We start from the raw sequence: 13869 nt of genomic DNA, 5'->3' as shown, positions 1-13869 counted from the left end.
AAATAATCTAGAATCCTATGCAGACACTTCGAAAATTGGGTAGGAACATGGAGAAACGATGGACCACGCGGGCGCGTGTCAGCCTGCCGGTGAGCGTGTCCGGTTCCGGTGCCGAGGAAATTGGAACTCATACCCGCGATCTGGCCCTGGGGGGCGTTTTTGTCGAATTCCCCAAAGCGGATGTGTGGCAGCTGGATGCGCCTGTGGAACTTACTTTCACACTGGGCAGCGGCGGGACCGCCACCCGGCACAAGGTGAAAGCAAAAGTGGTGCGTGTGACCCCGGAAGGGGCGGGCATGATGTTCCGCGATTTTGACGCCACCACCTTCCGTTCGCTGCAGGAGCTGTTGCGGGTCACCCGGGAAGCCGCCGCCGTGCAAGCGCATCCGGCCTGATTGCCGGTACGGCCCCGCGTGCGGTGTTTCCCCTGGCCCCAGGGGGGCGGCGCTTGCGGCCTTAGGCGGGCCTGAGGCGCCGGGCCAGGCTTTGTCCCATTTTGATGCTGCTGTTGGCGCGCAGTCCGGCGGCCAGGGTGTAGCGCCGGGCGGGCAGCAGAACGATCACCGTCGATCCCATATTGAAGCGTCCCAGTTCCTCCCCCCGCGCCAGCTTGATCTGGGGTTCGGCGTTGCCGAAGTGCTTTGCCACTTTCTTCCCGCCGCTCAAAGTCGGGGTGGGATCCCACACCGTTTCCATGCCCGCCACGAACATCGCGCCCACCAGAATCACCGCCATGGGACCGCAGTCGGTGGAGAAAACCGCCACCAGGCGTTCATTGCGGGCGAACAGTGCAGGTACCGCTGAGACCGTGCGGGGGCTGACGCTGAACAGCCGGCCGGGCAGGTAGACGGTCTCCTGCAGCACGCCATCCATGGGCATGTGAATGCGGTGGTAGTCCCGCGGCGCCAGATACACGGTGGCGAACAGTCCCTCGCGGAAGGGCGCCGCCCGTTCGGCGGCGCCGCCCAGCAGGGTGGCGAGATCAAAGCGATGGCCCTTGGCCTGAAAGAGGCGCTCACCGTGTATTGTGCCCAGCTGGCTCACCGTGCCGTCCACCGGGCTGATGACTGTGTTGGGGTCCGTGGGCAGGGGCCGCAGCCCCGGTTTCAGCGGGCGGGTGAAAAAGGCATTGAAACAGGGATAGGCCTCGGGCCGGGTTTCCGGTGTCTCGTCCAGATTCACGCCGTAGCGTTTTACGAACCAGCGGATCTGCCAGTTCTTGAACCAGGCCGCCCGCACCCGCGTGGCGCGCAGCATCAGGCGGGTGAGCAGATGGTGCGGGGTCAGATACTGGTCCCACAAACGAAAAACATTCAGCCAGTGGCGGGCCGCGGCCCGGGAGGGCGGCGCTTTGGTGGACATCTCTTGCATGGTTCAACTCAGGGCAAGGCGCAGACAGAGCGGGCGTCCAGTGGGAAAACAGCGCGGCGGCGCGGGCTTTGCGGCGACGAGCCCGCCCCGTCCCGTTGCCGAAAAACGGCCCGGTTTTCGGTACTGCTGGTTTATCATGGTGTGGCAGAGGATTTCAGGGACGGCAATAGTACCCTATATCGGACAATTTGGCGCGCATCATGAACAACACCGCACCGACGCACAACGACGCCTCCGCCGCCCGCCTGCGGGCGCAGGTGGAGCGGCTGGGGGAGGCGCTTTTGGCCCGTGGCTGGATGTTGGCCACCGCGGAATCGTGCACGGGGGGCTGGGTGGCACAGGCCGTGACGGCCATTCCCGGCAGTTCCCGTTGGTTTGAGCGGGGTTTCGTCACCTATTCCAATGCCGCCAAGATGGAGATGCTGGGCGTGGCCGCGGACACGTTGGCCCGTCACGGTGCGGTGAGCCTGGAAACCGTGGCGGAAATGGTCAGCGGGGCTTTGTGTCACAGCCACGCCCAGGCGGCTCTGGCTGTCAGCGGCATCGCCGGTCCTGGCGGGGGCAGCCCGGACAAGCCGGTGGGGACCGTGTGTCTCGCCTGGGCACTTACGGGGCGGCCGGCGTCTGTCCAGAACCGGCGTTTCCCGGGCAGCCGCGAAGTGGTGCGCCGGCGGGCGGTGGGGGCGGCCCTGGACGGTATGCTGGACCATGTCTTGCGAGGCTGACGTGCCCCGGCTGTTTTTCGCCCTGTGGCCGGATGATACTGTGCGCGCGGCGCTGCTGCGGGCGCGGGCCGCCTTGGGTGAGCTGCCCGGCCGCCCCACCCTCAAGGAAAATCTGCACCTCACCCTGGCGTTTCTGGGCGCCACAGATCCGCCGCGCCGGGCGTGCCTGGAGCAGGCCGCAGCGGCGCTGCGTATTCCGCCGTTTACGCTCAGGCTGGATCGCTATGGCTACTGGCGCCGGTCGCAGGTGCTGTGGCTGGGTTGCGGTGTCCCTCCTGCCCCCCTGCGGCATCTGGTGGGCGGTCTCCGGGATGCCCAGCAGGCCTGCGCTGTGACAGCGGAAACGCGTCCCTACGCCGTCCACCTGACCCTCTTTCGCAAACTGCGCAAGCCGCCGGGCGCCTTGCGGCAGATGGCCGTCGCTGTGTCCTGGCCGGTGAGGGATTTCGCATTGGTGGCCTCGGAGCTGGATGCCGCCGGCGCCCGCTATCGGGTGCTGCGCACGTGGCCCCTGGCTTGATAGTGGTGCTTTCCCGGCCGGGAGGTGGGGCGGGGCGTGTCAGCACGCTGAAGCGGTGCGTCGTTGTGTTGCCCGGGTTCGCCGTGTTGGCCTGGGTGCTGTTTGGTGGCGAAGCCGGGGCGGCGCTGGTGGTGCTGGACGGTGCCCGCTCCCCGGTCACGGTGCAGGACCGGCTGGAGTGGTTCACAGGCGATGACGGAACCCTGGACATCCGCGCCCTGACCGGGGGGCGTGCCGCCTTCCGGCCCGCACCACCGCGGGCGGTGTACCCGCGCCGCGCCGCGCCGTACTGGTTCCGGCTGCGTCTGACAGCACGGGCGGAGACGGCGGCCTGGTGGCTGGAGTTGGCCTACACCCAGCTCGACCATATTGATCTTTACCACCGCGTGGGTGCCGGCCCCTGGTCTCACCAGGTTGCGGGGGACCGTCATCCCCATGCGGATCTGGCCTGGCGTCATCCCTATCCCGCTTTCAGGCTGCCGCTGCGGGCGGGTGCGGTCACCGAGGTGCTGCTGCGGGTGCAAAGCAGCACCTCTATCATGGTGCCGTTGAGCCTGTGGCGGGAAGACGCCCTGGCGCGCCACACTCAGGACCGGGTGTTGGTCAACGGCCTGGCCTACGGGGTACTGGTGGCCCTGATGCTGTACAACCTCTTTCTTTTCCCCACCACCCGTGACGCGGCTTATCTCTGGTTTGCCCTGTATTTGGCCAGTTTCACCGCCTTTCAGTTTTCCCTGGACGGCTTCGGCAGCCTGTATCTGTGGCCCCAGTGGCCGGCGCTGGCGGACCGGGCCGCCACCTTGGCCCTGTGGTTGTGCATGGCCGCCGGGCTGCGTTTCACCCGCCGCATGGGCCGCATGCACCGCTACGCGCCGCGCATGGACCGCCTGTTCCGGTGGCTGAGCAATCTGGCTTTGGTGCTGGCCCTGGCTGTGGCACTGCTGGGGCCGGCGCCCGTGTTCGGCATACTGCCGGTGATGGGCTTGGTGGTGGTGCTGCTGATTCCACTGCCCCTGTGGGCCGCCTGGCGGGCGGGTTACCGGCCGGCGCGTTACGCCCTGCTGGCGTATCTGCCCCTGCTGCCCGGCACCGTGTGGCTGGCAGCGCGGGCCATGGCCTGGCTGGAACCGTCTTTCTGGAGCGAGCACTTGTTCATCATTGGCGCGGCCTTGTCGTCCATCCTGCTGTCGTTCGCCCTGGCTGATCGTATCAATGTCATGCGGGAAGAACGCGCCGCTGTCCGTGGGCGGCTGCTGAGGGCGGAGCGTGCGGCCAGCCGGGCACGGCAGCGTTTTTCCCGGCAATTGATCGAGGCCCAGGACGGGGAACGCCGCCGCCTCGCCGCCGAGTTGCACGACGGTGTGGGGCAGACTCTCTCGTTTCTCACCAACGCCCTGCGGCGCTTGCGGCGGGGGGACGGCGCGGCCGTGCCGGCATCCCTGGAGGCGGCGGCGCGGGAGGCGGTGGAGGAGGTCCGTGCCCTGTCCCATCGTCTGCACCCCTCGATCCTGGACAAGCTGGGCTGGGCCGCCGCCATCGAAGCCATCGCCGAGCGCACCGAGGCGCAGACCGGTATTGTCTGCCTGGTGCAGTTGGACGAGGATAGCGGGGCGCTGCCGCCCGGGGCCGATCTGCATGTGTACCGGGTGGCCCAGGAAGCTCTGAACAACGCCCAGCGCCACAGCGGCGCCCGTCGCATCGAGCTGGCCCTGCGCCGGCGCGGGATGGAATGGGTCTTTTCCGTGACCGACGACGGCCGTGGTCGCGGGCCGTCCCCCGCGGCCGGCCTGGGCCTGGCCAGCATCGCCGAACGGGCCACCCTGCTGGGCGGTAAGGCCCGCTTTGAAAATGTGGTCCCCCACGGTTTCCGGGTGATGCTCACCTTCCCCGCGGTGGCGCCATGAGCGTGCGGGTGTTGATCGCCGACGATCACCCGCTGTTTCGCCGCGGCGTGCGCGAAGTGCTGGAGGCGGTGGAGGGCTGTGTCTGCACCGAGGCGGCGGACGGCCTCGAGGCCCTGGCGCACATCAGACAGCACTCCCCCGAAGTGGCCCTGCTGGATCTCAGCATGCCGCGGGCGGACGGTTTCGATGTGCTCGCCGAAGCGGGCCGCCGGCCCGGCGCGCCCCGCTTCGTCATCCTCACCCTGCACGACGATGCCCGCCTGATGGAGCGGGCCTTCGATTTGGGCGCCAGCGCCTACCTGCTCAAAGAGGATGCCGCAGACGAGCTGCTGAAATGCCTGGCCGAGGTGCGGGCCGGGCGGCGTTATCTCAGCCGGGCCTTGGCGTCCGATCCCGCTTCGGGTGACGCCCCCGCCGCGCCGGGCCTGTTGACGCCTGCCGAGTGGCGCATCGTCAAACTGGTGGGGGAGTACAAAACCAGCCGCGAGATCGCCGCGCAGCTCAATATCAGCGTGCGCACCGTGGACAACCACCGCGGCCACATCGCCAAAAAACTGGGCCTGCGCGGCCGGCATGCGCTGCTGCATTTCGCGGCGCGGCAGTTCGGCGGGCCGCCGGAGCGGGGTTGAAGCCGGCCCGGCGCGCAGCGGGCGGCTTTGTTCCCCCTTTGAAAAGAGGGTGAGGGGATTTTCCAATCCCGGCGCTGGCACTCTCCCCCGGAATGAAAGTATTGCGTTGACCAGATCCCCGGCCCGCCTTTTTCGAAAGCGGGAGGCGGGATATCGGCGCACCCGGAAAATGAGTAGTTTTGCTCATAGGCGGCACGGGTCCCACCGCGTAAAGTATCCCTTATAACCATTGATTCCATATTGCCTTTCTCTGCCGAAAGGGGGCTCGCGTGATTGTGATGTGCCACGCGGGAGAGCGGCAGCGCCGTTCATCTCTCCTTCCAGTCGGTGCCGGGCCAGAACAACAACGATGAGGTGCAGTCATGATATCCACCAGATTGATTCAATGGACGGGGGGGGCGCTGCTGAGCCTGGTGCTGCTGGCCTGCGGCGGGGGCGGCGGTGATCCGGCGCCGGCAGACAACAACACGCCGGGGACGACCGACACCGGTCCCAGCCTGTCCGTCAGCAGTGCCGTGCCGGGGGAGGTGATCACCGTGTCCGATGCCACGATCAAGGCCGACGCCGTGGTGGACGTGGTGTTCAGCCAGGGCGCCACCGCCGCCGCCCTGGACGAGGGCCATGCGGTCACGGTCAAAGCCATTGCCACCGCCGATGGTGCCGTGGACGTGGCCGTGCCGCCCTATCTCAATTTCAGCAACGGTGAGTTCGGCGCCGGTCCCGTGACCGTCTCGGTGCAGGGCCGCACGGCGTCCACTGCGCTGCAAGTCCAGGCTTTCCTTGAGCTGGGCTTCGACACCGGCGGGCAGGTGATGATAGGGGCGCTGGAGTACGCCGTGGAGCAGTACGAGCTTGCCTTGGTGAGGCTGGATGCGCTGGCCCTTGAGGTGCCCGGGGTGACGGAGATCGGCGCCCGGCGCAGCCGCATTCAAAGCGAAATCACCCGCCTGGAGGCCATGGTCGACGAGATCGAATTCAACGGCACCCTCACCGTCGCGGTGGACGGGGCCACCGTGGTGCTGTCGCCGGCCCAGCTCAGCCAGCTCGATGTGTGGATCCTGCACGAACTGGTGTCCGCGCAAATCGTGCTGGACGCGGCGGCCCCGGCGGCGGCCGCGCGGGGTGTGGTTCCCCGTGGGGTGCGCCAGACCATCAGCCCGGCCTGGGAGGAAGCAAAAGCCCGCTGGGCCGGGAGCGATGCCCCCAGCGAGACCACCAAGCGCAGTATCCAGGATGTGTTCAGCACGTCCATGAAGGATGTCCTGAAATGGGGCAAGCAAAGCTTGAACGGCGGACTGGCGATGCTGAGCTTGTTCTTTTCCGGCGTGGCCACCGTCACTTCCGGTGGCACGGCTGTCATGGCCAATGCCGCAGGGGTGGGGGTGGCCCAGCTGTCCGCGCTGCTCTCGGCGTTCCAGGCCTGGGTCAGCGGCGAGAATACCGATGCCGCCCTGCAGCGGGACAGGGGCCGCTTCGACGTCACCGCCGAGCTGCTCAGCGCCACGGCGCGGGTGGGCTCGCAATACGTCTCGGCCTATGGTGCCGGCAAACTGGCGGCCGCCGGCACGGCGGTGAACATGGCGCTGAGTGGCAAGGATCTGGCTTCGGCCGCGGAGTTTTCGCTGTGCGAAAAACTCGGCTCGCCGGCACCGTTTTGTGCCGGCGGTGACAGCAGTGCGCCACGTCCGGCCACCGACCTGGATGTACTCCGCTACGTCAACTTTGACGGCAGCCGCGGCGAGCTGGCGGTGGCGGCGGACATCCGGATCTCGGACAATCCGCGCCGGCCCCTGTTCAGCTGGTCGGGCCAGGCCACCATCTTGCTGGTGACCAAAGTGGACGCGGCGGGGACGATTGTGTATGGCATCCAAAGCGAGGACGGTGCGCCGCCTTTGGGTTCTCCGGTCCGCTATGGTGACTACAGCTTGAGCGGTATCACCACCCTGGGGTCCGATCCTTCGCCCGATCTGGCGGCGGGACAGTCCTACACTGTGCAGGTGATGCGCGACGACGGCGAGCAGGCACTGGTGTTTTTCTCGGTGAACTGACCACTTCGCGGCGGTGATAAAGGGGCGCCGGGGGGCCGGCGCCCCTTTGCGTTTGCGGGGGGCGCATCGTGCATCCCTGGGGGGAACTGTGAAATAATTACCGATCAACTCCAGCTGGACGCCGGGGGCGCGCTGCCGGCCTGTCCGCGGTCTACGATCTGAATGAGGACACTCGCAATGGATGAGAAAAAGAGCAAGGCGCTGAACGCGGCGCTCAGTCAAATTGAACGCCAGTTCGGCAAAGGCTCGGTAATGCGCATGGGCGATGTCGGCGCGGTGCGCAACATTGCCGCCATCCCCACGGGTTCCCTGGGTCTGGACATTGCGCTGGGCATCGGTGGTCTGCCCCGCGGCCGGGTGGTGGAAATCTATGGGCCGGAATCCTCGGGGAAGACCACCCTCACCCTGCAGGTCATTGCCCAGGCCCAGGGCCGGGGCGGCACCGCGGCCTTCATCGACGCCGAGCACGCCCTGGATCCGGTCTACGCGGAGAAGCTGGGCGTGAATATGGACGATCTGCTGGTGTCCCAGCCTGATACCGGTGAGCAGGCCCTGGAAATCGCTGATATGCTGGTGCGCTCCGGCGCCGTGGACGTGGTGGTGGTGGACTCCGTCGCGGCCCTCACTCCCAAGGCGGAAATCGACGGTGAGATGGGCGATTCCCACGTGGGCCTGCAGGCCCGTCTTATGTCCCAGGCGCTGCGCAAGCTCACCGCCAACATCAAACGCTCCAACACCCTGGTGATTTTCATCAACCAGATTCGCATGAAAATCGGCGTCATGTTCGGCAGCCCCGAGACCACTACCGGCGGCAATGCGCTGAAGTTTTACTCCTCCGTGCGCCTGGACATCCGCCGTACCGGCGCCATCAAAAAGGGCGATGAGGTGCTGGGCAACGAGACCAAAGTCAAAGTGGTCAAGAACAAAGTGGCGCCGCCCTTCCGCCAGGCCCATTTCGACATTCTCTACGGCGAGGGCATTTCCCACGAGGGTGAAATCATCGACATCGGCGTGCAGGAAGGTTTCGTGGACAAATCCGGCGCTTGGTATTCGGTGGGCAAAACCCGCATCGGCCAGGGCAAGGACAATGCCCGCCAGTACCTCAAAGACAACCCGGAGCTGGCCCGGGAGATCGAAGACAAAATCCGCGCCAAACTGCTGCAAAACGTGGCGACCGGCTCACCGGCGGAAGAGACCGAGGCGGAGCTTGGCTGAGCCGGTGGTGTCTGTCCAACTGCGGCGGGTGGCCATGGATATGCTGGCCCGGCGCGAACATGCCGTGGCGGAGCTGAAACAGAAGCTTTGTGGCAGGGGCTTTGAGGCGGACGCGGTGAACGCCGCCGTGGACCAGCTGGCTGCGCAAGGCCTGGTGAGCGATGAGCGCTTTGTGGAAGCCTATGTCCTGAGCCGCCGCGAGAAGGGCTACGGGCCCTTGCGCATCCGGCTGGAACTGGTGCAGCGTGGCGTCGCGGCGGGCTTGATTCGCGACAGCCTTGACCACAGTGATGCCAAGTGGCGGGAAAGCGTGCGCCGGGTGCGGCGCAAGCGTTTTGGTGCTGCGGTGCCGGCGGATGTCAAAGAGCGCGCCCGCCAGGCGCGTTTTTTACAGGGGCGGGGGTTTACCGCAGATCACATTCGCGCGGTATTGAGCGAAGAGGACGTGTTGATCGATGGCGACTAAAGAGGCGATGAAGTACAGCAGCGCGAACCTGAGGCAGGCCTTTCTTGATTATTTTCGGGACAGAGGCCATGAAATTGTGCCCTCCAGCTCCCTGGTGCCCGCCGATGATCCCACCCTCCTGTTCACCAATGCCGGCATGGTGCAGTTCAAAGATACTTTCCTCGGCGCCGGGCCACGCCCCTACACCCGCGCCGCCAGCTCCCAGCGCTGCGTGCGCGCCGGGGGCAAGCACAACGACCTGGAGAATGTGGGTTACACCGCCCGTCACCACACCTTTTTCGAAATGCTGGGCAATTTCAGCTTCGGCGATTACTTCAAGCACGAGGCCATCCACTACGCCTGGGAGTTCCTCACCGGTGTATTGCAACTGCCTCCCGAGCGCCTGTGGGTCACGGTGTACGAGGAAGACGAGGAAGCGGCGGACATCTGGCTGAAGGACATCAAAGTGGATTCGGCCCGTTTTTCCCGCATCGGCGCCCACGACAATTTCTGGTCCATGGGCGACACCGGCCCTTGTGGACCCTGTACTGAGATATTCTACGACCACGGCCCGGCGGTGCCCGGCGGCCCGCCGGGCACGGCGGAGGCGGACGGTGACCGCTACGTGGAAATCTGGAACCTGGTGTTCATGCAATACAACCGGGCCCCCGACGGCAGTCTCTCCCCCCTGCCCCGGCCCTCGGTGGACACCGGCATGGGGCTGGAACGTCTGGCCGCCGTGATGCAGGGGGTGCACAGCAACTACGACATCGATTTGTTCCAACGGCTTATCGCCGCGGCGGCCGGTCTGGCCAGGGCGCCAGGCCGCCGCAGCGCCTCGCTCAATGTCATCGCGGACCATATCCGCTCCTGTGCCTTTCTTATCACCGACGGCGTGTTGCCGGCCAACGAAGGGCGGGGCTACGTGCTGCGGCGCATCATCCGCCGGGCCATCCGCCACGGCCACAGCCTGGGCCTGAAAGAACCCTTTTTCCATAAACTGGTGGTGCCGCTGGTGGCCGAGATGGGGCCGGCCTACCCGGAACTGGCGGCAGCCGCATCCCAGGTGGAACAGGTGCTGCTCAGAGAAGAAACCCGCTTCCGCGAGACCCTGGATGAGGGCATGAAAATCCTCGAACAGGCCATTGCCGGCCTGGCGGGCCGGGAAATCCCCGGCGAGGTGGCCTTTCGTCTGTACGACACCTACGGCTTTCCCGTGGATCTCACCGCTGATTATGCCCACAGCCGCGGCCTCACCGTGGACATGGCGGGGTTCGAGCGGGAGATGGCCGGGCAGCGGCAGCGGGCCCGGGCCGCCGGTCATTTTGAGGTGGACTACGCCAAGGTGGTGGACAGCACGGTCCACACCGATTTCACGGGCTACGAGCAGTTGCAGGACCAGGGCTGCGTTGTGGCACTGTACCGTGACGGCCACCCGGTGGACAGCCTGGCGGCCGGTGAGGAAGGCATGGTGGTGCTGGACCGCACGCCCTTTTATGCCGAGTCCGGTGGCCAGGTGGGCGACCGGGGCCTGCTTAAAACCGCCGTGGCCCGCTTCGAGGTGCGCGATGTGCAAAAACTGGGACAGGCCCACGGTCATGTGGGGGTGTTGCGCCTGGGCACCTTGGAGGTGGGCGAGCAGCTCAACGCCCAGGTGGCGGCGGAGACCCGCGCCGCCACGGCCCGGCACCATTCTGCCACGCATTTGCTGCACGCGGCGCTGCGCCGGGTTTTGGGTGAGCACGTGACCCAAAAAGGATCCCTGGTGAGCCCGGACCGGCTGCGCTTTGACTTTTCCCACTTTCAGCCCGTGACGGCAGAGGATCTGCGCCGGGTGGAACACCTGGTCAACGAGCAGATTGCCGCCAATGTGGAAGTGGAAACCCGCCTGATGTCGTTCGATGAGGCCCGCGCCGCCGGTGCCATGGCCTTGTTCGGCGAGAAATACGGCGCCCAGGTGCGGGTGCTCAGTATGGGTGGGTTTTCCGTGGAACTGTGCGGCGGCACCCATGTGCAGCGCACCGGCGACATTGGCTTGTTCAAGCTGGTGAACGAGACCGGCGTGGCCGCCGGCGTGCGGCGGGTGGAAGCCATCAGCGGTCCAGCCGCCCTGGCCTGGGTGGAACAACAAAGCCTGATCCTGGAGCGGGCGGCGGAGCTGTTGAAAACCGGCCGCGAGGGTGTGCTGGACAAACTCACGCTGGTGCTGGCCCAGCAACGCAAACTTGAAAAAGAGCTGGAACGGCTCAAAGCCAGGCAGGCCAGCTCCCAAGGGAACGATCTGGCCCGGCAGGCGGTGGAGGTGAAGGGCTTGAAAGTCCTGGCGGCCCGCCTCGATGGCGCCGATGCCAAAGTACTGCGGGAGACCGTGGACCGGCTCAAAAACAAACTCAAATCCTGCGCCGTCGTGTTGGGTGCTGCCGCGGACGGCAAGGTGATGTTGGTGGCCGGCGTGACCACGGATGTTGTTTCGCGCGTCAAAGCCGGCGATCTTGTCAACCATGTGGCGGCGCAGGTGGGCGGCCGGGGCGGCGGGCGTCCCGACATGGCCCAGGCGGGTGGCAACGATCCTGCGGCCCTGCCGGCTGCGTTGGAATCAGTGGTCGAGTGGGTTCGGCAGCGCTGCGCGTAGCGTCCCTTTCCCTTCGCGTGATATCATCGCGCGCTTTGTGCGGGTAGCCGGACACGATCCCATGGCCCTCATCGTTCAAAAGTACGGCGGCACGTCGGTGGGCACGCCCGAGCGCATCGCCTGTGTGGCGGAACGGATCCACAAGGCGCGCCAGGCCGGCCACGACGTGCTCGTGGTGGTGTCCGCCATGGCGGGCGAGACGGATCGTTTGACCGGTCTCGCACAGGCCTTGTCAGAGCGGCCGGAACCCCGCGAGATGGATGTGCTGCTGGCCACCGGCGAACAAGTCACCATCGCCCTGCTCAGCATGGCTCTGGCCGCGCGGGGCTGTCCGGCCCGGTCCTACACCGGCGCCCAGGTGCGCATTCTCACCGACAGCGCCCATAACAAAGCCCGGATCCGCGATATCGACGAGCGGGCGGTGCGGGCCGATCTCGCCGCCGGCCGCGTGGTAGTGGTGGCCGGTTTCCAGGGGGTGGATGAGCACGGCAACATCACCACTCTTGGGCGGGGCGGTTCCGACACCACGGCCGTGGCCCTGGCCGCGGCCCTCAAGGCCGGTGAATGCCAAATCTACACCGACGTGGACGGTGTCTACACCACCGATCCCCGGGTGGTGCCTCAGGCCCGGCGGCTGGACAAGATCACCTTCGAGGAAATGCTGGAAATGGCCAGCCTGGGCTCGAAAGTGTTGCAAATTCGCGCGGTGGAGTTCGCTGGCAAGTACAATGTGCCTCTGCGGGTGCTATCTTCATTCGAAGACGGGCCGGGGACTCTGATCAGTTTTGAGGAAGAGGAGATGGAACAAGCGCTAATCTCCGGCATCGCTTTCAACCGCGACGAAGCCAAACTGACGGTCGTGGGCGTGCCGGACCAGCCGGGTGTGGCCCACCGCATACTGGGGCCCGTGGCCGGGGCCAACATCGAAGTGGACATGATCGTGCAAAACGTGGCGGAGGATGCCACCACCGATTTCACCTTCACGGTGCACCGGCGCGATTATGAAACAGCCATGGACGTGCTGCGCGCCACCGCAGAGGAGTTGGGGGCGCGGGAAGTCACGGGTGACAAGAAAATAGTCAAAGTTTCTCTGGTGGGTGTGGGAATGCGTTCCCATGCCGGCATTGCCAGCACCATGTTCGAAGCACTTTCTAGGGAGGGCATCAATATCAGGATGATATCCACCTCGGAGATCAAAATATCCGTGGTGGTGGATGAGAAATACCTCGAACTGGGTGTGCGTGCCCTGCACGACGCCTTTCAGTTGGATCAACCTGCCTGAGTCGCGTTAATCCTGCATGTGTCGGAGTGAGTACCGGCGCATATCACCGTAGCAACGGTTGGACCTACACACTACCTCCGAAACGGCCTGGCCCGGCCTGTCCGGAGACCTAAAAGCAAAAAAGTGTGACATTTTTGTTTTTCGTCGCTTTTCCCCGCGCCTGGCGGGAGAAAATGGGGACGCATTGGACAGCTCCGGGCCGGATCGGAGCGCATCGTACCGGAGTCATCCCGACTTCCTGGTGCGGGCCGGTGCCGTGTGGGCGTTGCTAACGTTTCAATGCCCCCGGCCGATAGAGTGACCAGTGAGTCGCGGGAACAACCCTAGGTCTCACCAAGACCAATAAGTATGGTGAATAGATGAGCAAGGAGACGAGATCATGCTGATTTTAACCCGGCGTGTGGGTGAGACGCTGATCATCGGGGATGACATTACGGTGACCGTGTTAGGTGTGAAGGGGAATCAAGTCCGCATAGGCGTCAATGCACCTAAGCACATATCCGTGCACCGTGAAGAAATATACGAACGTATTCAACGAGAAAAGCAACAAGGGCAAGCAGGCAGTGAAAGCGAGGGAAACAAGGCCGATGGCGGGGAACAGCCACACGCTCATTCCAGCTGATGTCAGCTCCAAGCTGCTATTCATTGCGAACAACGCACGTATTCGGTATCCTTCACGCCCGTGCCGAGCCTGGCTGGGTTTGAAGAGCGCCTGATCCTGAGCTGAACGAGCGGATCCCGCACCAAATCTTGTCCCCGCTGCGCCGGGGATGAAACAGCGCGGATTCGCTCGTTCCCGTCCAAGGTTCCTGACGTTAACTGAAGGCGCAGCATATCCCCTCCCCAGGCGGCGACCAAACCCAAGGCACACCACGGAGAGATGGCCGAGCGGCTGAAGGCGCTCCCCTGCTAAGGGAGTATGGGGTTAAAAGCTCCATCGAGGGTTCGAATCCCTCTCTCTCCGCCACATGTTCTACAGGCGCTTGCGAACTCCCCCGGATTTTGGCACTATTGCGCCCCCGTTTCTGTTTACTACTGATTTTCCCAATTCGCGCCCGTAGCTCAGCTGGATAGAGTACCTGGCTACGAACCAGGTGG

12 protein-coding genes and 1 tRNA gene are annotated in these 13869 nt (G+C 65.2%); 12 read left to right on the top strand and 1 reads right to left on the bottom strand.

The annotated features are described in order from the left end of the window. Nucleotides 1-17 precede the first annotated feature (17 nt). The gene (locus ENJ19_06460; protein ID HHM05369.1) at nt 18-395 is read left to right on the top strand and encodes a PilZ domain-containing protein; all 378 of its coding nucleotides are present in this window, start codon (nt 18-20) and stop codon (nt 393-395) included. A 61-nt stretch (nt 396-456) separates the two neighbouring features. On the opposite strand, the gene psd is transcribed toward ENJ19_06460, so the two are convergent. Further along, nucleotides 457-1362, bottom strand: a complete 906-nt coding sequence (psd, locus tag ENJ19_06455) for a phosphatidylserine decarboxylase (protein ID HHM05368.1) — start codon at nt 1360-1362, stop codon at nt 457-459. Between the two features lie 209 nt (nt 1363-1571). Here psd and ENJ19_06450 point away from each other — a divergent pair, with 209 nt between their 5' ends. From ENJ19_06450 to ENJ19_06400, 11 genes are all read left to right on the top strand, one after another. Continuing rightward, nucleotides 1572-2096, top strand: coding sequence for a nicotinamide-nucleotide amidohydrolase family protein (locus tag ENJ19_06450; GenBank protein HHM05367.1), 525 nt, complete (start codon nt 1572-1574; stop codon nt 2094-2096). Continuing rightward, complete coding sequence (gene thpR / locus ENJ19_06445) at nt 2080-2616, top strand: RNA 2',3'-cyclic phosphodiesterase (protein ID HHM05366.1); 537 nt, start codon at nt 2080-2082, stop codon at nt 2614-2616. Before ENJ19_06450 ends, thpR begins: the two co-directional genes overlap by 17 nt. After that, nucleotides 2358-4520, top strand: coding sequence for a hypothetical protein (locus ENJ19_06440; protein HHM05365.1), 2163 nt, complete (start codon nt 2358-2360; stop codon nt 4518-4520). Before thpR ends, ENJ19_06440 begins: the two co-directional genes overlap by 259 nt. Further along, nucleotides 4517-5149, top strand: coding sequence for a response regulator transcription factor (locus ENJ19_06435; GenBank protein HHM05364.1), 633 nt, complete (start codon nt 4517-4519; stop codon nt 5147-5149). Before ENJ19_06440 ends, ENJ19_06435 begins: the two co-directional genes overlap by 4 nt. A gap of 362 nt (nt 5150-5511) precedes the next feature. Next, nucleotides 5512-7197: a hypothetical protein gene (locus tag ENJ19_06430; protein ID HHM05363.1), complete on the top strand. Its 1686-nt coding sequence runs from the start codon at nt 5512-5514 to the stop codon at nt 7195-7197. 177 nt (nt 7198-7374) lie between these two features. Further along, nucleotides 7375-8412 (top strand): recombinase RecA, encoded by a 1038-nt coding sequence (gene recA / locus ENJ19_06425; protein ID HHM05362.1) that lies wholly within the window; start codon nt 7375-7377, stop codon nt 8410-8412. Between the two features lie 34 nt (nt 8413-8446). Further along, a complete protein-coding gene (locus ENJ19_06420) occupies nt 8447-8878 on the top strand; it encodes a regulatory protein RecX (protein HHM05361.1) in 432 nt (143 codons plus the stop codon). Nucleotides 8879-8885: 7 nt separating this feature from the next. Beyond that, a complete protein-coding gene (alaS, locus tag ENJ19_06415) occupies nt 8886-11489 on the top strand; it encodes an alanine--tRNA ligase (protein ID HHM05360.1) in 2604 nt (867 codons plus the stop codon). A gap of 61 nt (nt 11490-11550) precedes the next feature. Further along, the gene (locus ENJ19_06410; protein HHM05359.1) at nt 11551-12771 is read left to right on the top strand and encodes an aspartate kinase; all 1221 of its coding nucleotides are present in this window, start codon (nt 11551-11553) and stop codon (nt 12769-12771) included. A 379-nt stretch (nt 12772-13150) separates the two neighbouring features. Then, nucleotides 13151-13393 (top strand): carbon storage regulator, encoded by a 243-nt coding sequence (csrA, locus tag ENJ19_06405; GenBank protein HHM05358.1) that lies wholly within the window; start codon nt 13151-13153, stop codon nt 13391-13393. 252 nt (nt 13394-13645) lie between these two features. Next, nucleotides 13646-13738, top strand: a tRNA-Ser gene (locus tag ENJ19_06400). The last annotated feature ends 131 nt before the right edge of the window (nt 13739-13869 follow it).

The organism is Gammaproteobacteria bacterium (assembly GCA_011375345.1).
In the GTDB taxonomy this organism is placed as follows: domain Bacteria; phylum Pseudomonadota; class Gammaproteobacteria; order DRLM01; family DRLM01; genus DRLM01.
Note: the sequence above shows the minus strand (reverse complement) of the source record. Positions and strands in the feature narration are given on the sequence as shown.